Annotated in this window: 16 protein-coding genes; 9 read left to right on the top strand and 7 right to left on the bottom strand. The window is 71.3% G+C overall.

Going from position 1 to position 20,275, the window contains the following annotated elements; genetic code table 11:
- Window positions 1-52 precede the first annotated feature (52 nt).
- Window positions 53-1,531 (bottom strand): ricin-type beta-trefoil lectin domain protein, encoded by a 1,479-nt coding sequence (locus ACFULQ_RS16720; RefSeq protein WP_383544050.1) that lies wholly within the window; start codon window positions 1,529-1,531, stop codon window positions 53-55.
- A gap of 415 nt (window positions 1,532-1,946) precedes the next feature.
- Here ACFULQ_RS16720 and ACFULQ_RS16715 point away from each other — a divergent pair, with 415 nt between their 5' ends.
- Window positions 1,947-4,040 (top strand): glycoside hydrolase family 36 protein, encoded by a 2,094-nt coding sequence (locus ACFULQ_RS16715; protein ID WP_383544058.1) that lies wholly within the window; start codon window positions 1,947-1,949, stop codon window positions 4,038-4,040.
- A 168-nt stretch (window positions 4,041-4,208) separates the two neighbouring features.
- Complete coding sequence (locus tag ACFULQ_RS16710; protein WP_383544047.1) at window positions 4,209-5,045, top strand: class II glutamine amidotransferase; 837 nt, start codon at window positions 4,209-4,211, stop codon at window positions 5,043-5,045.
- Window positions 5,046-5,075: 30 nt separating this feature from the next.
- On the opposite strand, the gene ACFULQ_RS16705 is transcribed toward ACFULQ_RS16710, so the two are convergent.
- From ACFULQ_RS16705 to ACFULQ_RS16690, 4 genes are all read right to left on the bottom strand, one after another.
- Window positions 5,076-5,426: an amphi-Trp domain-containing protein gene (locus tag ACFULQ_RS16705; RefSeq protein WP_383544044.1), complete on the bottom strand. Its 351-nt coding sequence runs from the start codon at window positions 5,424-5,426 to the stop codon at window positions 5,076-5,078.
- A gap of 82 nt (window positions 5,427-5,508) precedes the next feature.
- Complete coding sequence (locus ACFULQ_RS16700; RefSeq protein WP_383544041.1) at window positions 5,509-5,964, bottom strand: (2Fe-2S)-binding protein; 456 nt, start codon at window positions 5,962-5,964, stop codon at window positions 5,509-5,511.
- Window positions 5,965-6,031: 67 nt separating this feature from the next.
- Window positions 6,032-8,143: a molybdopterin cofactor-binding domain-containing protein gene (locus tag ACFULQ_RS16695; RefSeq protein WP_383544055.1), complete on the bottom strand. Its 2,112-nt coding sequence runs from the start codon at window positions 8,141-8,143 to the stop codon at window positions 6,032-6,034.
- Window positions 8,144-8,311: 168 nt separating this feature from the next.
- The gene (locus tag ACFULQ_RS16690; RefSeq protein ID WP_383544038.1) at window positions 8,312-9,127 is read right to left on the bottom strand and encodes a serine hydrolase domain-containing protein; all 816 of its coding nucleotides are present in this window, start codon (window positions 9,125-9,127) and stop codon (window positions 8,312-8,314) included.
- A 337-nt stretch (window positions 9,128-9,464) separates the two neighbouring features.
- Between ACFULQ_RS16690 and ACFULQ_RS16685 the strand changes: the two genes are divergently transcribed.
- Complete coding sequence (locus ACFULQ_RS16685) at window positions 9,465-10,091, top strand: TetR/AcrR family transcriptional regulator (RefSeq protein WP_383544035.1); 627 nt, start codon at window positions 9,465-9,467, stop codon at window positions 10,089-10,091.
- 210 nt (window positions 10,092-10,301) lie between these two features.
- Here ACFULQ_RS16685 and ACFULQ_RS16680 read toward each other — a convergent pair whose 3' ends face one another.
- Entirely contained in the window at window positions 10,302-11,903 is a 1,602-nt protein-coding gene (locus ACFULQ_RS16680) for an MFS transporter (RefSeq protein ID WP_383544032.1), read from the bottom strand.
- Between the two features lie 176 nt (window positions 11,904-12,079).
- Here ACFULQ_RS16680 and ACFULQ_RS16675 point away from each other — a divergent pair, with 176 nt between their 5' ends.
- Complete coding sequence (locus tag ACFULQ_RS16675; protein WP_383544029.1) at window positions 12,080-12,790, top strand: TetR/AcrR family transcriptional regulator; 711 nt, start codon at window positions 12,080-12,082, stop codon at window positions 12,788-12,790.
- A 96-nt stretch (window positions 12,791-12,886) separates the two neighbouring features.
- Complete coding sequence (locus ACFULQ_RS16670) at window positions 12,887-13,657, top strand: DUF2993 domain-containing protein (RefSeq protein ID WP_383544027.1); 771 nt, start codon at window positions 12,887-12,889, stop codon at window positions 13,655-13,657.
- A 2-nt stretch (window positions 13,658-13,659) separates the two neighbouring features.
- Here ACFULQ_RS16670 and ACFULQ_RS16665 read toward each other — a convergent pair whose 3' ends face one another.
- Window positions 13,660-14,295: a TetR/AcrR family transcriptional regulator gene (locus tag ACFULQ_RS16665; protein ID WP_383544024.1), complete on the bottom strand. Its 636-nt coding sequence runs from the start codon at window positions 14,293-14,295 to the stop codon at window positions 13,660-13,662.
- A gap of 134 nt (window positions 14,296-14,429) precedes the next feature.
- Here ACFULQ_RS16665 and ACFULQ_RS16660 point away from each other — a divergent pair, with 134 nt between their 5' ends.
- From ACFULQ_RS16660 to ACFULQ_RS16645, 4 genes are read left to right on the top strand one after another with little or no spacing between them, the layout of a single operon-like run.
- Window positions 14,430-15,572 (top strand): VOC family protein, encoded by a 1,143-nt coding sequence (locus tag ACFULQ_RS16660; protein WP_383544021.1) that lies wholly within the window; start codon window positions 14,430-14,432, stop codon window positions 15,570-15,572.
- Window positions 15,573-15,601: 29 nt separating this feature from the next.
- Window positions 15,602-16,540: a fumarylacetoacetate hydrolase family protein gene (locus tag ACFULQ_RS16655; protein WP_383544018.1), complete on the top strand. Its 939-nt coding sequence runs from the start codon at window positions 15,602-15,604 to the stop codon at window positions 16,538-16,540.
- Window positions 16,541-16,559: 19 nt separating this feature from the next.
- Complete coding sequence (locus ACFULQ_RS16650) at window positions 16,560-18,179, top strand: bifunctional 3-(3-hydroxy-phenyl)propionate/3-hydroxycinnamic acid hydroxylase (RefSeq protein WP_383544015.1); 1,620 nt, start codon at window positions 16,560-16,562, stop codon at window positions 18,177-18,179.
- Complete coding sequence (locus ACFULQ_RS16645; protein ID WP_383544012.1) at window positions 18,176-20,137, top strand: acetoacetate--CoA ligase; 1,962 nt, start codon at window positions 18,176-18,178, stop codon at window positions 20,135-20,137. Before ACFULQ_RS16650 ends, ACFULQ_RS16645 begins: the two co-directional genes overlap by 4 nt.
- Window positions 20,138-20,275: the final 138 nt, after the last annotated feature.

The following is a 20,275-nucleotide window of genomic DNA, read 5'->3' as shown; positions in this document are numbered from 1 at the left end:
GACCGGGACGACCCGGTCCGCGCTGGGGCGCTGACGGCGGTGGGTGCCGGTGTCAGCTCCTGGTCCACTGCTGGTTGCTGCCGCCGTTGCAGTACCAGACGTCGACCGCCGTGCCGTTGCCGGTGCCCGCGCCGGCCGCGTCCAGGCAGAGCGCCGGGTTGGCGACGCTGGTCACCGAGAGGTCGGCGTTCACGTTCCACTGCTGGGCCGCGGCGCCGGTGCAGTCGGAGATGACCACGGGGTCGCCCGCCGAGGCTCCGGTGCCGCCCACCGTCATGCACTTGTTGCCGTAGACGGTGAGTTGTTTGTCCGCGGTCCAGTTCCAGGTCTGGTTGCCGCCGCCGTTGCAGTCCCAGAGGTCGAGCTGGGTGTTGTTGCCGGTGCTGAAGCCGGGCACGTCGACGCAGCGGTTCGAGCCCACTCCGCGCAGGACCTCACCGGGAGGGGCGGGCGGCAGGTCGTTGACGGGCGGGGTGGTGCCGAAGCCGTAGCCCCAGCGCAGCAGCGCGACTCCGGTGGCGCTGTTGTCGACCAGGTTGCCCTCGGCGTCCAGCGACTCGATCGAGTAGGCGTCCCCGAAGCGCAGGCCGGGCCAGTACACCAGGCCCATGCCCTTGCTGCGGGCGGTGTTGGCGACGGACGCCAGGTACGAGGTGTAGACGTTGCCGTTCCAGGCGCCGTAGTTCAGGCCGATGGTCATCGGGGAGCCGGCCTCGTCGATGACGGTCCGGCCGGCGTAGGTGCCGATCCGGGCTTCGAGGTCGGCGGTCCAGTCCGCCTGGGTGGTGTGGCTGGCCCAGTAGCCGTAGAAGTGCAGCGACAGCAGCGTGCCCTTGAGCGCGGGGGCCGCTCCGACGCCGGTGACGTTGTCGTTGTAGCCGGTGCCGCTGATCACGACCCGGCCGCGCGGGACGTCCTTGTGGCGGCCCAGCCAGCCGCTGGTGACGGAGACCCACTGGTCCAGGGTGTAGCCGTGCGGCTCGTTCATGGGCTCGAAGTAGACCCGCGGGTTGTGCTTGTACTCCCGCACCACGGTGTTCCACATGGTGTTCCAGGCGGCCGTGTCGTCGACCAGGCCGTCCTTGCTGCTGTCGGCCTCCCAGTAGCTGACGATGACCTTGTCGCCCTGGGCCGTGGCCGCGTCGATCGTCGCCCGGTACGACTTCCACCAAGCGGTGCCCACGCTGGCCGGGTTGATCGGCAGCCGCAGGGTGTTGGCGCCGAGGTTCTTCTTGAAGCCGCGCACCATCTTCACCGTGGTGCGGTACACCGTGCCGTAGCTGTCGGTCACCTTCAGCCCGCTGGGCACCACGGCGTCACTGGCGTAGTTGTCGCGCGGGTCGGCCCAGTTCACCCCGCGGAAGTCACTGGTGCCGCCCTTCGGCTTCGCCGGCGCGTACGAGTCGGCCGACGTCGTGCCGGCCGGCTGGGCGAGGGCGGGGTGGGGGGCGGTCAGCAACATGAGGGTCGCGCCGAGGCCGGCCATGAGCACACTGGCCAGTCTTCTCGACCTCGTGGGGGTCTTGGTCATGTCGTCTCCAGTGACGGAAATCGCCGGGGTGCGGGGTGCGGGTTCGCCACCTGAGCCGAGCCATGGAGGGGCTGGGGATCGTCGTACGGATGCTCCCAGACCCACGTAAACCGGCCATGGTTACGTAACCATCGCCCGGACACTCGCATGGCGGCGCTGGTGGTGACAAGACCCTGGACGGTGTGGAAAACACGGGAGTTCCTCGCGGGGGACGGAGTGGGCCGGTCTTGTGTGACCGGTCACGTGCGTGGAAGGGTTGTGAGCGGTCACATCGCGGAGTACCGACCGGACAAGGGGAATCACGTTGACCGCTGCCGTAGCCGAGCGATCCCGTATCTGGGCGTGCCCGGAACTCGGGCTGCACGCCGTCGTGGACGCCAACGGATCGGTGAGGCTGGGCGGAGCCGACCAGGACATGGCGTGTCTCCTTCCGCTGGTGGAGGTCACGGCGACTGGGCATGGGCGGCTGTGGTCGGGCGAGCGGTTCATCGAGACGGCTGTTGGGGAGCGGCTGGTCTATCGGGGGCACGAGACGGTGGGGGTGGAGGGGGGCGGGGAGCGTACGACGATCAGGCTGGCGGATGCGGTGACCGGTCTGGTGGCTGAGGTTGTGCTGGAGACGGGGGCGGGGTCGGTCGGGTCGGCGGGTCGGGTTGCCTCTGTGCGTGCGGGGTCAGTTGCTACGGCAGGCCCGGCTGACGTCGGTGGATTTCTGCGGGCCCGGGTGCGGCTGGTGAACGAGGGCGGCGGGCCGGTCCGGCTGGAGAGCGTGAGCACTCTGACGCTCGGCGGCATCGCGGAGAGCGCCCTCGACGGCCTCACCCTGCACTGGGCGGACAACGACTGGCTCGCCGAATGCCGGTGGCGGCAGGCCCCCTTCCGGGACCAGGTCGTCCCGCTGAGCAGGGCCGCCCACGGTCATGACGGCCGAGGCTGCTTCGAGCGGTACTCGCAGGGAAGCTGGTCCACCGGCCGTCACCTCCCCGTCGCCGGCCTCACCGACCGGGACGGCGGCGCCTGGCTGTGGCAGATCGAGTCCAGCGCCGGCTGGCGGTTCGAGACCGGTGAACGCCAAGGCGCCGCCTACGTCGCCCTGTTCGGCCCCGACGACGCCCACCACCAGTGGCAGCACACCCTCGCCCCCGGCCAGGAATTCACCACCGTGTCCGCCGTGCTGGTGCGGACGCGGACCGGTGGCCTGGACGCCGCGTTCGCGGTCCTGACGGACCACCGCCGGAGCGTCCGCCGCGACCACCCCGACCACCGCGCACTGCCGGTGATCTACAACGACTACATGAACACCCTCATGGGTGACCCCACCACCGAACGGCTGCTGCCGCTGATCGAGTCCGCGGCCGCCGCCGGAGCGGAGGTGTTCGTCATCGACGCGGGCTGGTACGACGACGACGCCCAGGGCTGGTGGGATGCCGTCGGAGCGTGGGAGCCCGCCCCGAACCGGTTCCCGGACGGACTCCCGGCGGTCCTGGACACCATCAGAAGCCATGGGATGACCCCGGGGCTCTGGCTCGAACCCGAAGTCGTCGGCGTCCGCAGCCCACTGGCCCGGACCCTGCCCGACGAGGCCTTCTTCCGGCGCGGGGGACTCCGTGTCACCGAGCACGGGCGGCACCACCTCGACCTGCGCCACCCGGCCGCGCGGGCCCATCTCGACGAGGTCGTGGACCGGTTGGTCGGCTCATGGGGGGTCGGCTACCTGAAGCTCGACTACAACATCAACATCGGCCCCGGCACGGAGAACGGCCCCGAAAGCCCGGGGGCGGGCCTGCTCGGACACCACCGCGCCCATCTCGACTGGCTGGCCTCGGTCCTCGACCGCCACCCCGGTCTGGTCCTGGAGAACTGCGGGTCCGGCGGTCTGCGCATGGACTACGCCCAGTTGGCCCTGACCCAGGTGCAGTCCACCAGCGACCAGCAGGACTTCCTGCGCTACCCGCCGATCGCCGCGGCGGCGCCGACCGCGGTGACACCGGAGCAGGCCGCGGTGTGGGCCTACCCGCAGCCGCACTTCAGCCCGGACGAGATCGCCTTCACGCTCACCGGCGCACTCCTGGGCCGCATCCACCTCTCCGGCTTCCTCAACCTGATGAGCGCCGAACAGTTCGCCCTGGTCCGCTCGGCGATCTCCGTGTACCGGGACATCCGGCGGGAGATCCACGACGCCCATCCCTTCTGGCCCCTCGGTCTGCCGGGCTGGGAGGACTCCTGGATCACGCACGGCCTGCACACCGCGGACGGCGCGCTGCTGACGGTGTGGCGCCGGGAGTCGCCCGACGGCGCGTCCGGCCCCGGCGTCGTCACCGTCCCCCTCCCCCGACTGCGGGGCAGCCAGGCGGCACCGGCCGTCCTCTACCCGACGGACTCCGACTGCACCACGCGCTGGGACAGCGACCGCGGACTCCTCACCGTCCACCTGCCCCGCCCCGACACGGCCGCCCTCCTCCGCCTCGCGACCGGTGCGGCAGGGTCCCAGACGGTCGCAGGGGCGTAGACCAGCGGTGCCGTGGTGTCGGGACATCGGAGGCGAGGGTGCCGTTCGCGTCGCAGGTGTTCGTCCTCGGGGTCATCCCTCCGGGCCCGCTTGGCGGTGTTCCGTGAGGGGGGCGAAAATGGGAGGCGCGCCGCCCGTAGGCGCAGGCAGGAACACAGGTGATCGTTCATGTGCCGATGGCTCGCTTACTCGGGAACGCCCCTGCTTCTCGACACCATCCTCTACAAACCGGCCCACTCGCTGATCGATCAGAGCCTCCATTCCAGGATGGGGGTCGAGACGACCAACGGCGACGGCTTCGGTGTCGGCTGGTACTCGGAGGAGAGCATCTCCACTCCGGCCCTGTTCACGGATGTCGGCCCCGCCTGGAACAACCGCAACCTCAGGGAACTCGCGGACCATGTCCGCTCCCCGTTGTTCTTCGCCCACATCCGGGCGACGACCGGCACGGCGGTGCAGCAGACGAACTGCCATCCGTTCCGGCACGGCCGCTGGATGTGGATGCACAACGGCGCCATCGCGGACTACCACCTCGTGCGCCGCGACCTGTCCCTGCTCGTCGACGCCGATCTGTACGCCGACATCGAGGGCACCACGGACTCGGAGCTCATGTTCTACCTCGCCCTCACCTTCGGCCTGGACAAGAACCCGCCGGAGGCCGTCTCCCGCATGGTGGGAGCGGTGGAGCGCGTCGGCCGCGAGCACGGTGTGGAGTTCCCGCTCCAGATGACGATCGGCGTCACCGACGGCGAGCGCGTCTGGGCCTTCCGCTATTCGAGCCAGGGCGCTTCCCGGTCGCTGTTCTACAGCACGCGCGTGGACACCCTGCGCAGGCTGCACCCCGACGCGACCTTCCTCCGGGAGGTGTCCGACGACTCCCGCCTCGTGGTCTCCGAGCCGCTCGGCGACCTGCCCGGCGCCTGGAACGAGGTCCCGGAGAGCACCTACGGCGTCATACAGGACGGGGCCGACGAGCTGCACCCGTTCGTCCCGGAACCGGTGTGACTCACCGACCGGCTCGCGTCCCGGCTCCTGTCAGCCGCTCTTGCCCCTCCTGGCGCCCGTGCTCCTCCGGCCGGGCGCGGCGGGCTCGCTCTTCTTCCGCGTCGTGGCCTTCTCCATGGCGGCGGCCGGGCGCGAGGCCGTGGTCCGGGCCGGTCCCGCCGACCACTTGAACTCGATCTCCAGCTCGACCTCGCCGTCACCGACCTCGACCTCCACCTCGGCGCGCAGGTCGTCGGGGACCCGCAGGCTCAGCGTGGTCCCGGAGCCGAGATCCAGCTCGGCGTCCCCACCCTCCCTCAGCGCGGCCGCGAGCGCGGCCAGCCGATCAGCCGCCTCGACGCGTGACAGCGAGCTCTTCTGCTCGAACTTGAGATCCTTCACAAAAGCCTCCCAACCGCGACAAACACGACATAACGCCAATTCTGCGGCAAGGGACAGGATCGGACATCCGCACGGCCGGTCGTCAGCCGTTCGCCGCCGCCTGCTTGATCGCCTCGCGGATCCGGGAGTAGGTGCCGCAACGGCAGACGTTCTCGATCTCGTCGATGTCGGCGTCCGTCGGGTGGGGCGTCTTCTTCAGCAGGGCCACCGCGGCCATGATCTGACCCGGCTGGCAGAAGCCGCACTGCGCCACATCACGGTCGAGCCAGGCCTGCTGCACGGGGTGCAGTTTGTCGCCGTCGGCCAGGCCCTCGATCGTGGTGACCTCGCGTCCCGCGCAGTCCGCGACCCGCACGACACAGGGCTGGATCTCCTCGCCGTCGAGGTGGCTCGTACAGGCACGGCAGACGCCCACACCGCAGCCGTACTTGGGTCCGGTGACGTCGAGCATGTCCCGCAGGACCCACAGGACCGGCATGTCGGACGGGGCCTCTACGGTGACCGGCTTCCCGTTGAGGAGGAAGGAGTAGGACGGCATCGGCACCTTCTCGGAGGTCGGGTTCTCGGGAGGTCGAGTACTAGGGAGGTCGGGTCCAGGGCGTCGGTCAGAAGGTGAGCGGGAAGCGGCGGGGCCTCGAACCGGTCGCCCGGGCATAGGCGTTGGCGACCGCGCCGGCCGCCGCCGGGACCCCGAGTTCGCCCGCCCCGCCCGGCTCCCCCCGGGAGGGCATGATGTGGGCCTCGAAGCGCAGCGGGGCGTGCCGCTGGCGGGCGTAGTGGAAGTCGGCGTAGCTGCTCTCGCGGACGGCGCCCCGGTCGATGTGCAGACCAGCCCGCAGGACGGTGGAGATGCCGTCGATCGCGGTGCCCATGAGCTGGGCCTCAAGTCCCCGCGGATTGACGGCCGTTCCGACGTCGGCCGCCATCACCACCTTGGTCACCCGAGGGTCTTTCGGGTCGGTTGCGTCGATCTCGACCAGGCAGGCCACACAGGAGCCGTACTCCTCGTGGACGGCGACGCCCTGCGCCTGCCCCGCCGGCAGGGTGCGGCCCCAGTCACCGGCGTCCGCGACCTTGTCGAGCACGGCTTTGACGGCCTTGTTCCTGAGGGTGGTGCGCCGGAAGGCGACCGGGTCCTTTCCGAGGCTCCTCGCGACCTCGTCGACGATGATCTCCTCCGCGGTCCGCATCGTCCCCGAGTCCACCGACCGCCAGGCGCCGAGGGGGATCGCCAGTTCCACCGATCCCGAATCCCCGGACACCCGGCCGAAGTTGTACAGACCGCTGTCACTGGGCAGCGGGCCGGCAGCCCGTGCGACGGCCGGCGTCACCGCGGTGCCGGCGCGCCCCTGAGCGGAGACGCGCCCCTGTCCGTCGTACGACTCGCTCACGGAGGCCATCGCATGGGCGAACGCCACCACCCTGCCCCCCGCGTGGCTGGCCCGGATCCGGTGGTGGCCCGCCGGGCGCATCCGGCCGTGCCGGATGTCGTCGGCGCGGCTCCACATCAGCTTGACCGGCCGGCGTGCCGCCTTGGAGATGAGGGCCGCCTCGATCGCGGCGTCGTGGTTCAGGCGCCGGCCGAAGGAGCCGCCGCCTCGTACGACGTGGACCTTCACCTTCGAAGCGGGCAGCCCGACCGCCGCGGCGATGCTGTCCCGCGCGTCCATCGGCGTCTGGGAGGAGAACCAGATCTCGGCACGGTCCGCACGGACGTCCGCCACCGCTGTCAGCACCTCCATGGGGGCGTGGCTGACGAACGCGAACTCGAACTCGCCCTCCGTCTGCGCCGATCCGCGCGGCGGGGTGCCGAGCGGTGGGACGGCGGCCCGCAGCCGCGAGCGGATCGCGGCGTCGGAGAGCGACGCGAGCGGACCCGGGGCCCAGGTGATGCGCAGGGCGTCCCTCGCCTGGAAGGCGTGGTGGAAGGACTCCGCCACCACGGCGACCCCACCGGCGGCCTGGACGACGGCGTGGACGCCCGGCATCGCGCGTGCGACCCGGGAGTCGACCGAGACGAGCTTCCCGCCGAGCGTCGGCGGCCGGGCCACGACGGTCGGCTTCGCTCCGGCCACCGTCAGGTCCCCGGTGTACTCGGCCTTGCCGGTGACGATGTCGCGGGCGTCGATCCGGGTCGTCGGGCGCCCGATCACCCGGTGCCGGGACGCGGGCTTGGGTCTGCTCGACACGGCCGGCCTGGTGATCCGGGCGGCACTCGCGGTCAGCGAACCGAAGGTGGCCGAACGCCCGTCCGGTGCGATGACCCTCGTGTTCCGGGTGTACAGGAACCGCGCGGGAAGGCGCCAGCGCCTGGCCGCCGCGGTCACCAGCTTGGCGCGTGCCAGGGCGGCCAGTTCACGGGCCGGACCGTACAGCGAACTCACCGAGCTGGAACCGCCCGTGAACTGGTTGCCCTTGGCGCGGGCGCCGGCGAGCGGGATGTCGACATCGTCGAGGCGCGCGTCCAGCTCCTCGGCGATCATCATGGCGACGGCGGTGGTGACGCCCTGCCCGACCTCGACCCGCGGCAGCCGTACGACGACCTTGTTGGCCTCGGTGACTTCGAGGACCAGCATCTCCTCGTCGGCACCGGTCACCAGGACGTCGGAGCGCCGGCGCGGTGCGGCCGCGGTGGGCTCGGCGCCCTCGGCCGGGGCCGAGTCACAGCCGAGCGGCGCGGCGACGGTGAGCGTGGACGCCGCGAGCGAGTAGACCACGAACTTCCTGCGCGACCACTGACGGGCCAATGAACGCTCCTCCCCGAGTGTCCCGGCGGTTCGACTGGTAGGAGGGAGCAGCACGCTTCGGGGTTGTCTGCGAAGACCGACCGCCTGCACGCGTCCCGCCCGGCCCGGGCCCGCCCCGCGCCGGCGGACACCGTGCTTCTACGGAGCAGTCCGGCTTCCCCGGAGTATCTCCAGACCCGCTCGGTCCGTGTCCTCCGGTACCGCGTTGAGGCGGTGGATCAGCACCCAGCGGCCGTCGTCCATCGCTCCGGCGAAGAGCGAGGCGTGGCGTGTCGCGCCGTTGTGCCACCGCAGCGGGCCGGACGTCTGCCAGCTCGGCGCGGGGTCCCCCAGCCGACGCTCGACCAGGAGCCGTACCACCAGGTCGGCCGCCGCACGGGGAGTCGCCCACAGGCCTCCCGCCGGCAGGATCGCGCCGTCCATCGTCCACGGCCTGCGGGACCGGCCCAGCAGCCCGGGGATCGGCAGCCGTCGACCGGGATCGGGGTCGACGCTCATCTCCGTGATGTCGAGGGGCCGCAGGACGTACTCGGTCACCACTTCCTCGTACGTCGTCCCTGAGGCGGCGGTCAGGGCCGCGCCGAGCACGGCGTAGCCAAGGTTGGAGTACTCCTCCACCGTGCCGGCGGGGTGCGTGACGAGCGTGTCGAGGCGGGGCAGCAGGCGGTCCAGGGCGGGTCGGTCGAACCTCGCGTACGGGTCACGACGGGAGTGCAGGCCGGGTGGCAGGCGGGGAAGGCCGGAGGTGTGCCGGGCCAGGTGCAGGAGCGTGATTCCCGTCCCCGGGGGCACCGGGAGCCACCGCTCGACGGGGTCGTCGAGCGCCAGCACCCCGGCCGCGGCCATACGGGTCAGGGCTGTACCGGTGACCACTTTGGTGAGGGAGGCGATCTGGACGAAGCGGTCGACGGCGTGACCGTTGCCTGCAACAGGCGGGCCCGCGTTGCTGAACACACAGGTCGGAAGGTGTCGCACGGCGGCCCTCAACGGGGAGCCGTCGACTCGGCCGACGGGAATTGCCACGGCACCGCTTGGAGTGTCGGTGCGGTGAGGGCCGGTAGCCGGGGTAATGCCGAGGGCGATGGCTTGACGCGGGCGTGGGTCACAGGGTCTCCGTCCAGTGGTCGACCCGCAGTCTCCGTCCGGGGCACGAGTACGGCGTCCTCTTTCGGCCACCCCTGCCTGGCTCGCGATGTTTCCACAGGTCACCACCTGCACAGGTGGGGCGGACCTGCCCTCGTGCCAGAATGGGGAATCCGCTTTCCCCTCCGGCTGCTTCGAGGTTCCCTTCGTGTCCCAGACCGTCGGCCGTGTCCCCCAGCGAAGCAACGCACGGTCCAACCGAGCGCGCATCCTGGCCACCGCGCGCCTGGAGCTGGGGCGCAATCCCGACGTCACCCTGGAGGAGCTCGCCCGCGCCTCCGGTGTCGTACGACGCACGCTGTTCGGGCACTTCCCCGGGCGGGCGGCGCTGCTGGAGGCGCTGGCCGAGGAGGCCGCGGAAGCTCTCCAGGCCGCCGTCACGGTCGGAGCGGGGTCGGATGAACCGGCCGATCGGGCCCTCGCCCACTTCTCGTTGGCGCTCTGGCCCGTGGGCGACCGCTACCGGATGCTCCTGGCGCTGGCCCGGCGGGACCTCGGCACGGAACGTGTCGCGGGGATCCTGGAACCGGCCCGGATCAGGGCCACGGCCATCGTGGAGCAAGGGCAGCGGGACGGCGTCTTCCACTCCCAGTTGCCCGCCGCGGTGCTGAGCGCGGGCCTGGAGGCGATGACGGTCGCCCTGCTGGAGGAGGTCAACACCGGGGCGCTGGAGGACGACGGCACCCGGGTCGCCGTCACCACGCTCATCGCGGCCGGGGTGCCGGAGAAGCGTGCGCGGATCGTCGTCGACGAGGTGGCGGCCGCCGAGGTGTGATGGCGCCGGCATCACACCTGACCCGGCTCAGAACAAGGCGGCTCCGAACAAAACGGCTCCGGACAAGCTCTGAACAAGCTCTGAACAGAAAAGGGAGACGGTGCCGGGTGTCCCCTCCCGGCACCGTCCCGGGGCCGTGCGCCGCTCAGGCACGGCCCGTCATGGGGGTGGAGGAGGCCGGGATCGGGTCCGGCCTCCGGCGGACACGGCTCAGGCGTCCACGGTCTCGCTCTGCACCTCGGTCGTCTGCTCCGCGGCTTCCGCCCCGTGCTTGCGGCCCGGCAGGACGGCGATGACGATCAGGGTTCCGGCGGCCATGATGATGCCGCCGATGAGGCTGGTGTGGGCGATGGCGTGGGCGAAGGACTCGTGGACCGCGCCCAGCAGGGTCTGGGCCTGCTCGGCGCCGCCCTGGGGGTTCTTGGAGACCTGCTCGGCGACCGCGATGCCGCCGCCGACCGAGTCCTTGGCGGTGTCCATGGCCGCGGCCGGGAGGTGGCCGCCGACCAGGTCGGTCAGCTTGTCCTTGTAGGACGTGGCGAGCAGCGAGCCGAGGATGGCGATGCCCAGCGAGGCGCCGAGTTCCAGGGCGGTGTCGTTGGCGCCGCCGCCGACGCCCAGCTCCGACTCGGGGAAGGACCCCATGATGGTGTCGGTGGCCGGGGACAGACTCAGGCCGATGGCGAAGCCGAGCAGCACCAGCGGGGCCACGAAGTCGGTGTAGGCCGAGCCGGAGTCGATCCGCGTGAGCAGGAAGACGCCCACGGTGCCGATCACCATGCCGGTGCCGACCACCAGCTTCACGCCCAGCTTCGGAGCCACCCTGCCGGTGACGGCGGCGCCGACGAACACGGATCCGGCCAGGGGCAGCAGGCGGATGCCGGTCTCCAGGGCGTCGTAGCCGAGGACGAACTGCAGGAACTGGGTGGAGTAGTAGATCGAGCCGAAGGTGCCGAAGAAGAAGAACAGCACCGCGAGCATCGAGCCGCCGAAGGGACGCTCGGAGAACTTGCGCACGTCCAGCATGGGGTTCGGGTGCCTCAACTCCCAGGCCACGAAGGCCAGCAGGCCCACTCCGGCGACGACGGCCGCGGTGATCGGGCCGACGCCCCAGCCGAAGTGCGGGCCCTCGATGGTCGCGTAGACCAGGCAACCGACCGACACGATCGACAGCAGACCGCCGACGTAGTCGATGCGGCCCATGCCGTCCGCCTTCGACGGCGGCACCAGCAGCAGCGCGCCGACGACGCCGAGGACGGCGATGGGGACGTTCATCAGGAAGGTCGAGCCCCAGGCGTGGTCCTCCAGGAGCCAGCCTGCGGCCAGCGGGCCGGCGGCGATGGCGAGGCCGGAGGTCGCGGACCAGGCGGTGATCGCCTTGGCGCGTTCGGCGCGCGGGAACATCGCGACCAGCAGCGACAGTGTGGCCGGCATGACGACGGCGGCACCGACGCCCATGATCGCGCGGGCCGTGATGACGAGGTTCGTCTCGTCGACCAGGCCGCCCATCACCGAACCTCCGGCGAAGACCAGCAGGCCGAGGACGAGCGCGCCACGACGGCTGTACTTGTCGCCGATCGCGCCGAGCACCAGCATCAGCGCGGCGTAGGGGACGGTGTAGCCGTCGATGACCCACTGGAGGTCACTGCTGCTCAGCCCCAGGTCCTTGGTCATGTCGGGGGCGGCCACGATCAGTGACGTGTTCGCCATGACGACGATCAGCAGGCTCAGGCACAGGACCAGCAGGGCCCACCAGCGGCGCGGATAGGGCTCGGTCATCTTCTCGACGGGTGTTTTCGCAAAGAGCGGCATGGTCGGGCTCCTGGGATGGAGGTGCAGCAGTGGCTTCGGGGGGGGTGGCGCGGGTGAGGCCGAGTGGAGAGGCCTGACGCCGAGGGCTGTTAATTACCCACTGATGTGCAGACTAGTTTATTGCCCGTCGGTGTGCAACTATCGAGTCGCCCTCCCCCGTCGACCGGAGGTCCGCCATGACCGACGCACCCGCCACAGCCCCCGGCACGGCCCTTGGCACGGCCCCCGTCACAGCCCCTGGCACCGCCCACGCCACGGCCCCCGTCACAGCCACCCCGGACCGCAGTCGCCCCCTGCTCACACGCGCCCGCATCCTCGAAGCGGCCCGGCAGGAACTCGGCCGCGCCCCCGAGAGCAGCCTCGGTGACATCGCCGAGGCGGCAGGCGTCGTACGGCGGACGGTGTACGGCCACTTCAACGGCCGGGCCGCGCTGGTGGAGGGGCTGGTGGAGGACGCCGCGCAGGCGTTGCGGCAGGCGCTCGCGGCCCAGCAGGCGCCTGCGGGGGATGCCGTCACGGAGCTGGCCCGCTTCGTCCTCGCCCTGTGGCACGTCGGCGACCGCTACCGCATCCTGCTCCGCCTCGCGCCCCAGGACCTCGGCCCCGAACGGGTCACCGAAGTCCTCGCCCCCGCCCGTGAGAGGGCGGAGGCGATCATCTCCCGGGGCCGGCGGCAGCGGGTCTTCCATGCCTACGCGCCGCCGGCCGTGCTGACCCGGGCGCTGGAGGGCTATCTGCTGGGGCTTCTGGAGTGCGTGAACAGCGGGGGCTGGAGCGACGACGGCACCGGCTCCGCGACCGCCGCCCTGATCGCGATGGGCGTGGAGGCGGAGCGCGCCGCGACGTACGTCCACGGACTCGTCCGGCCCGAGGGTGACGCCGCGTAGGCGCGCCTCCCCCGGTACCAGGCAGTACCACCCGACATCGCTCGACATCGCTCGACATCGCTCGACATCGGTCGACACCGCTCGAAGAGGAGAACCGTGTATCAGAGCCACCACGACGAGGAGCCCTCCTACAGCGACGGCTCCGTATATGTGAGCCCCCCGACCCGGACCAGGCGGCGCCTGATCATCGCCGTCGCATCCGTGGCGGCCTTGCTGGTCGGCGCCGTCGCGGTCGACCGGATCGCCGCGGCCCGGGCGGAGAGCCGTACGGCCGAGGCGTTCCAGGACGGCATGGGAACCGCCGATCGGCCGTCGGTGCACGTCAGCGGCTTCCCCGTGCTGACCCAGCTCGCCGCGGGCCGCCTCGACCATGTCGACCTCACCGCCCACGACATTCCGGCCGACGGCACCACCCGGCCGCTCCCCGTGACGAGGCTGACGGTCGGGATGGACGGGCTGAAGACCTCGGGGAGCGCCGACGAGGCTCACGCGGACAGCGTCACGGCGACCGCGTTCCTGTCCTACGCCGACGTGTCGCGCGCGCTCGGCGTGCAGGTGTCGCAGGGCGAGGAGTCCGGCCGGGTCGACGCGACGGCGAGTCTGCCGCTCGCGGGTGAGGTGACCGTGAGCGCGGCCGTCTCGGCGGCGAGCGGCAATCGCATCGCCTTCACGGACGTACGGGCGGAGCAGGGTGAACTGCTCCCCCCGCTGAAATCACTGCTCGACCGGGCCCTGGAGCAGCCCATTCCGCTGCGGAACGTCCCCGAGGGGCTGCGTCTGCGGTCGGTGACCACCACCGAGGACGGGATCGACGCCCGCTTCACCGGCCGCTCGGTCACCTTCCGCCCGGACTCGTCGTCCGCGTGAGGTCAGGCGGCGTCGGGCAAGGGGCGTCGGGCGATCTCGTGGGCTTCGTCCGCGGGCAGGCCCAGCATCCGCAGGACCATCTCGGCGAGGTTGACCGCGGCCTCGTCGCCGTCCACCTCGGGGCGGGCGAAGCGCAGTTCGACGAGGGACAGCAGGGTGCCGCCCAGTGCGGACAGGGCGACCACGGGGTCGAGGCTGGTGAAGCGACCGGAGGCGATGCCGACCTGGAGGTCGCGCAGGGCGCGTCGGGCGAGTCCGTTGTCCGAGTGGATGTGGCCGAGGCCTCGGCGGCGCAGGACCTGCATCAACTCGGGGTGGGAGTCGGCCATCCGGGCGCTGAGCCGGAAACCGGCCGCGACATGCTCCGCCGGGTCGTCGATGCCCGTCAGACCCTCGTCGAAGGACTGTCCGAACTCCTCCAGGGCGTCCACCACCGCCGCCTCGAACAACTCCGCCTTGGAGTCGAAGTGGTTGTAGAAGGAGCCGAAGCCCACGTCCGCGCGCTCGGCGATCGCCTGGATGCTCGCGCTCGTGTCGCCGCTCTCGGCGAGTATCTGCCGGGCCGCTCGCACAAGGGCCCCACGGGTCTCCGCGCGACGCCGCTCGAACCGGTTGCTGGGCAGGGCTGACGTAGACATGCGCAGAGTCTAGCCCTCGGACGATGACGATCGCAGTCCTGATGACTTCATCATTTCTCGCCGCGAACATCTTGACGACAGAACTGTCACAGTTGATGATTCCATCATTACGGCAATGTTGCTCGGAGGGCACCATGTCTGAAACCCGCGTCAACGGGGACGTCATCACGGCCCACCAGGACCTCCACAGTGAGCAGGGCGCCCTGCGCGGCGAACACCCCGGCCGCTCCCGGAACCCCGTGATCAAGGTCGCGGACCTGGCCTGGCTGGAGTTCGAGAAGCCCGACCTGGACCGGGCCGAGGTCTTCGCCCGGGACTTCGGGTTCGGGATCGCCGCGCGCACCGAGCGGGAACTGTGGCTGCGCGGCACCTTCGCCGGGTCGCCCTGCATGGTGATCCGGCGCGGTCGGACCTCCCGTTTCATCGGCCCGGCGTTCCGCGCCGCCGAGCGGGCCGACCTGGACCGGCTGGCCCGCGCGACGGGCAGGGACGTGCGGGACGCGGACGTGCCGGGCGGCGGCAAGGTCGTCGACCTGCTCGACCCCTCGGGCTTCCCCGTGCGCGTGGTGCACTGCGGCGAGCGGCTGCCCGCACTGCCGGAGCAGCAGCCGCTGCTGCTGAACTTCGGCACCGATCACCGCCGTACGAACGCCACCCAGCGCCCGCCGCGCGAGCCGTCCCGGATCCAGCGGCTGGGCCATGTGGTGCTGGAGACACGGGTGTTCACCCGCGCCCTCGACTGGTACCTGGACACCCTCGGCATGATCGTGTCCGACTTCCTGTTCCTGGACGGGCAGCGGGACCGGGGACCCACGATGGCGTTCATCCGCTGCGACCTCGGCAGCGTGCCGGCCGACCATCACACGCTCGCCATGCACCTCGGGCCGGGCACGGGGTACGTCCACTCCGCCTACCAGGTCACCGACCTGGACTCGATCGCGGCCGGTGGCGAATACCTCAAGGAGCGTGGATACAAGCGCAGTTGGGGCATCGGACGGCACATCCAGGGCAGCCAGCTCTTCGACTACTGGCGCGATCCCGACCGCTTCATGCTGGAGCACTTCGCCGACGGCGACCTGTTCTCCTGCGACGTCGAGCCCGGCTGGGCGCCGATGTCCACCAGCGGTCTCGCCCAGTGGGGCCCGCCCGCCACCCGCGACTTCCTCGGCGCGAGCCCCTCCCCGCAGCGGATCCGCGATGTCGTCGAGGCCCTGCGCGGCGACAACGAGATGGACCCGGCACGACTGTTCGGCCTGCTCAAGGCCGCCAACTCCTGAACCCCCGACTCCCTCACAAAGGCATCCCGATGAGCACCAATGTCCTGCGTACCGCCGACGGCTGGTGGGTCGTCCGCGACGACCGCGCCGTCCCCGTCGACACCAAGGCCGTCACCACCGCCGAACTGCTCGCCGACCGCGACGCCGTACGAGAGGCGGCTCTCTCGGGTGAGGCGGGCACGCCCGTCGCCGACCTGGTGGCACTGTCCCCGGTCACCACGCCCTGCCGGGTCGTCGCCCAGATGGTCAACTACCGCAGCCACGCCCGCGATTCGGGCTTCACCGGCGACATCCCGCCCGCCTTCTTCCGCAAGGCCTCCGGCTCGGTGAGCGGCCCCGGCGAGACCATCGTCCGCCCGCCGCATGTGAGGTTCCTCGACTACGAGATCGAGCTCGGGCTCGTCATGGGCGCGCCGCTGCCCGTCGGCACCGTCGTCGAGGAGCGGGACCTGCCCTCGTACGTCGCCGGGCTCGTCGTCACCAATGACGTCAGCGCCCGTGACGTCCAGCTGACCAAGACGCAGTTCTACGAGAGCAAGTCGTACCCCACGTTCACACCGACCGGTCCGTACTTGACGCTGCTGGAGCCGGAGGACTTCGCTCATCTCCTCGATCTACGGCTGAAGTTGAGCGTCAACGGCGAGCTGCGTCAGGACCGCACCCTGGCCGACATGATCGTCCGCCCGGCGCGGGCGCTGACCCTGCTGGCCCGCTTCCAGACCCTGGACGCCGGCGACCTGCTGCTCACCGGCACGCCCGGCGGCACCGCGCTGAAGGCCCCGCCGAAGGCCGTCGAGAAGATCGGCGCCCTGCTGCCGCCCGCGGTGAAGTGGAAGGCGTTCTTCAAGAGCCAGGCGAAGAACCCGCACTACCTGCACGCGGGTGACGTGATCACGGCGACGATCGCGACCCCGGACGGCCGCATCGACCTCGGCGAGCAGCGCACGCCCGTCGCGGACGCGAACTGATACCCGAGGTGAGCCGCACATGACCGTCGATGAAGCCGCACGTGTGCCCGACGTGCCTGTCGTGCCCGACGTACCTGTCGTGCCCGTCGTGATCGTCGGGGCCGGGCCGGTGGGCGTGACCGCCGCCCTCCTCCTGGCCCGGCGCGGAATCCGCAGTGTCGTCCTGGAACGCCACCGGGACGTCTACCCGCTCCCCCGCGCCGTCGCAGGCGACGACGAGATCCACCGCATCCTCCAAGCCGCGGGCGTCGGCGAGGAGTTCACCGCGATCTCGCGCCCGGCGAAGGGGCTGCGGCTGCTGGACGCCCGGCACCGGGTGATGGCCGAGTTCCGGCGCACCGGGCACGGCCTGCACGGCTATCCGCAGACCAGCATGTTCGACCAGCCCGAGCTGGAACGCGTGCTGCGCGACGCCCTGGCGAAGCGCCCTGAGTGCGAACTGCGCGGTGGCGTGGAGGTCACCGGCGTCGGCCCCGACACCGCGGGCCCGGTGCGGGTGACCTACCGGGACGAGCACGGCTGCGAGCACGAGCTGGGGGCCGAGGCAGTGCTCGGCTGCGACGGCGCCAACAGCCTGACCCGCGAGGCGATCGGCGGCGTCTGGGAAGACCTGCGCTTCGAGGAACACTGGACCGTCATCGACGCCCGCACGACAGCCGATGTCCGCTGCTGGGACGGCGTCGACCAGGTCTGCGACCCGCACCGGCCGGCCACCTTCATGCGTGTGAAGGAGAACCGCTACCGCTGGGAGTTCCGGCTCCGGGACGGCCAGGAGTCGGTCCGTGAGCTGATCGCCCCGTGGCTGCCGCCCTCGTACGACGGGGACTTCGAGGTCGTCCGCGAGACGCAGTACACCTTCCGTGCCCGCGTCGCCGACCGCTGGCGCAGCGGCCGGGTCTTCCTCCTCGGCGACGCCGCGCACCTCACGCCGCCGTTCGTCGGACAGGGACTGTGCTCGGGACTGCGGGACGCCTACAACCTCACCTGGAAACTCGCCCGCGTCCTCCAACAGGGCACGGACGAAAGGCTGTTGGAAACCTACGAGAGCGAACGCAGACCGCACGCACGGCACGTGGTGAGGCTCGCAGTCGCCATGGGCTGGGCCATGACCGGCGGCCAGGACGGCGCCGCCGCGCTCCGCCGCAGGGCGCTGGCCGCGGCCTGCCGCATACCCGGCCTGACCGAACGGACCGGCCGCGACCTCAGCCCACCCCTCACCGCCGGACCGCTCGTGCGGCGCGGCATCCGCCGACGCCTGGCGGGCACACACTGTCCGCAACCGTGGGTGACCGCCGACGGACGGCGCACCCGTCTCGATGAACTGCTCGGCGACTCCTTCACCGTCCTGACCAGCGCCGATCCCTCGCCGTCCTTGACCGCGCTCGCCCAAGGCCTAGGCATCAGGACGCTCTCCACGGCCGACCTCGGCGACGACGGCACCCTGGCCGCCTGGCTGCGCGCCGGCCGGGCGGACGCCGTCCTGCTGCGCCCCGACCGCGTCGTGATGGACGTCGTCCCGGCCGGTGCCCGCGGCTTCACGGACACCGCGGCCTGGGCGCCCCTCCTGCACACCACCCGCAGCCCCCACCCCACCCCACGGACCGCCGAGCAGAGCCTGCTGAGGAGTACGACGCGATGAGCACGCCCTTCTTCACACCCGATCCGGAGACGGCGGCCGCCAGTCGCATCGCGGACTTCGCCCGGCGTCAGGGCATCGCCCCCGACGAATACGCCGCCCTGCACCGGTGGTCGGTCACCGACCTGGAGGGCTTCTGGGCGGCGGTGTGGGAGTACTTCGACATCGACGCCGACACCCCGTACGAGCAGGTACTGGCCGACGAACGGATGCCCGGCGCCCGCTGGTTCACCGGAGCCACCCTCAACTACGCCCACCACGCCCTGCGCAACCTCACCGACGACCGGCCCGCGATCATCGCGCTGGACGAGAACGGCTCCGGCTACCAGCTGACGGGCGAGCGGTTGCGCCTGCTGGTCGCATCCGTCGCCGCGACCCTGCGCGACCTCGGTGTCGGCAAGGGCGACCGGGTCGTGGGATACCTGCCCAACACCCCTCACGCCATCGTCGCGTTCCTCGCCGCGGCGAGCCTCGGCGCGGTGTGGTCGGTGTGCGGTCAGGACTACGCCCCCAAGGCAGCCGCCGACCGGTTCGCCCAGCTCGAACCCACCGTGCTGATCGCCGCCGACGGCTACCTCTTCAACGGCACCACGCACGACCGCCGCGACGCCGTCCTCGAACTGGCCCGCACGCTACCGTCGTTGAAGGCGACCCTGCTGGTGGACCACGTGGGGTTGCCGTGGCCGTCGCAGGCGTACCCGTCGCTGGTGGTCCCCTGGGAGGACGCCTCCAGCCGTACCGAGGAACTCGCCTGCACCGCGGTGCCGTTCGACCATCCGCTGTGGGTGGTGTTCTCCTCCGGCACAACGGGTCTGCCCAAGGGCATCGTCCACGGCCACGGCGGTGTGGTGCTGGAGCATCTGAAAACCCTGGGCCTGCACTCGGACTTGGGCCCCGGCGACCGTCTGCTCTGGTACACCACCACCCACTGGATGATGTGGAACCTGGTCGCCTCCACCCTCCTCACCGGCGCGACGACCTGCACCTACGACGGCAGCCCGGCCCCCTTCGCCAAGCTCGACGTACTGTGGGAGCTGGCCGCCCGCCACCGGGTCACCGTCTTCGGCACCAGCCCCCAATACCTGCTGGGCATGGCCAAGTTCGGCATCGACCCCTCCGTCCACGACCTCTCGTCGATCCGCGTCGTCGGCTGCACCGGCTCCGCGCTGCCCGCCTCCGCCTACCCCTGGGTCCGCGAGCACGTCGGCGACCACGTTCTGCTGGCCTCCATCAGCGGCGGCACCGACATCGTCTCCGGCTTCGCGGGCAGCGCCCCCAACACCTCCGTGTGGGCAGGTGAGTTGTCCGCGCCGCACCTGGGCGTGGCGCTGGCCGCGTACGACGCCGAGGGCTTCCCCGTCATCGACCGCGTCGGCGAGCTCGTCGTCACCCGCCCCATGCCCTCGATGCCGCTGCACTTCTGGAACGACCCGGAGGGCACGCGCTACCGCGACGCCTACTTCTCGGCGTACGAGGGCGTGTGGCGGCACGGCGACTGGATCACGGTCACCGGACACGGGTCGGTGATCGTGCACGGCCGCTCCGACTCGACGCTCAACCGCAACGGCGTCCGGCTGGGCAGCGCCGACATCCACGACGTCGTCGAACGCCTCCCCGAGATCACCGAGGCCCTGGTCATCGGCGCGGAGGAGCCGGACGGCGGCTACTGGATGCCCCTGTTCGTGGTCCCGGCCGCCGGTACGGCCCTGGACGACACCCTGCGCGACCGCATCCGCGAGGCCATCCGCACCGGCGCCTCACCCCGCCACGTACCCGACGAGATCATCGAGGTGCCGGGCATCCCGCACACCCGCACCGGCAAGAAACTGGAGGTCCCGGTCAAGCGCCTGCTCCAGTGCGCCCCCGTCGAGGAGGTCGTCAACCCGGCCGCGGTGGACGAGCCCGGCCTCATCGACCACTTCGCCCGCCTGGGCGCCGAACGCCGGAACCGATCGGCATGACGGCCGTACAGATCACGCTCGCCGGGCCGCCATCCGCGTGACGGCCTCGTAGGCCAGCTGGGCGTGCAGCTCGAGCTGGGCTGGAGCACTGTCCTGACGTACGCGAAGGTGCTCAACGCCATCGGCCCCAAACGTTCG

The sequence above is a fragment of the Streptomyces sp. NPDC057253 genome, assembly GCF_042669125.1.
Lineage (GTDB): Bacteria > Actinomycetota > Actinomycetes > Streptomycetales > Streptomycetaceae > Streptomyces.
This window is presented reverse-complemented; position numbering and strand designations above follow the sequence as displayed.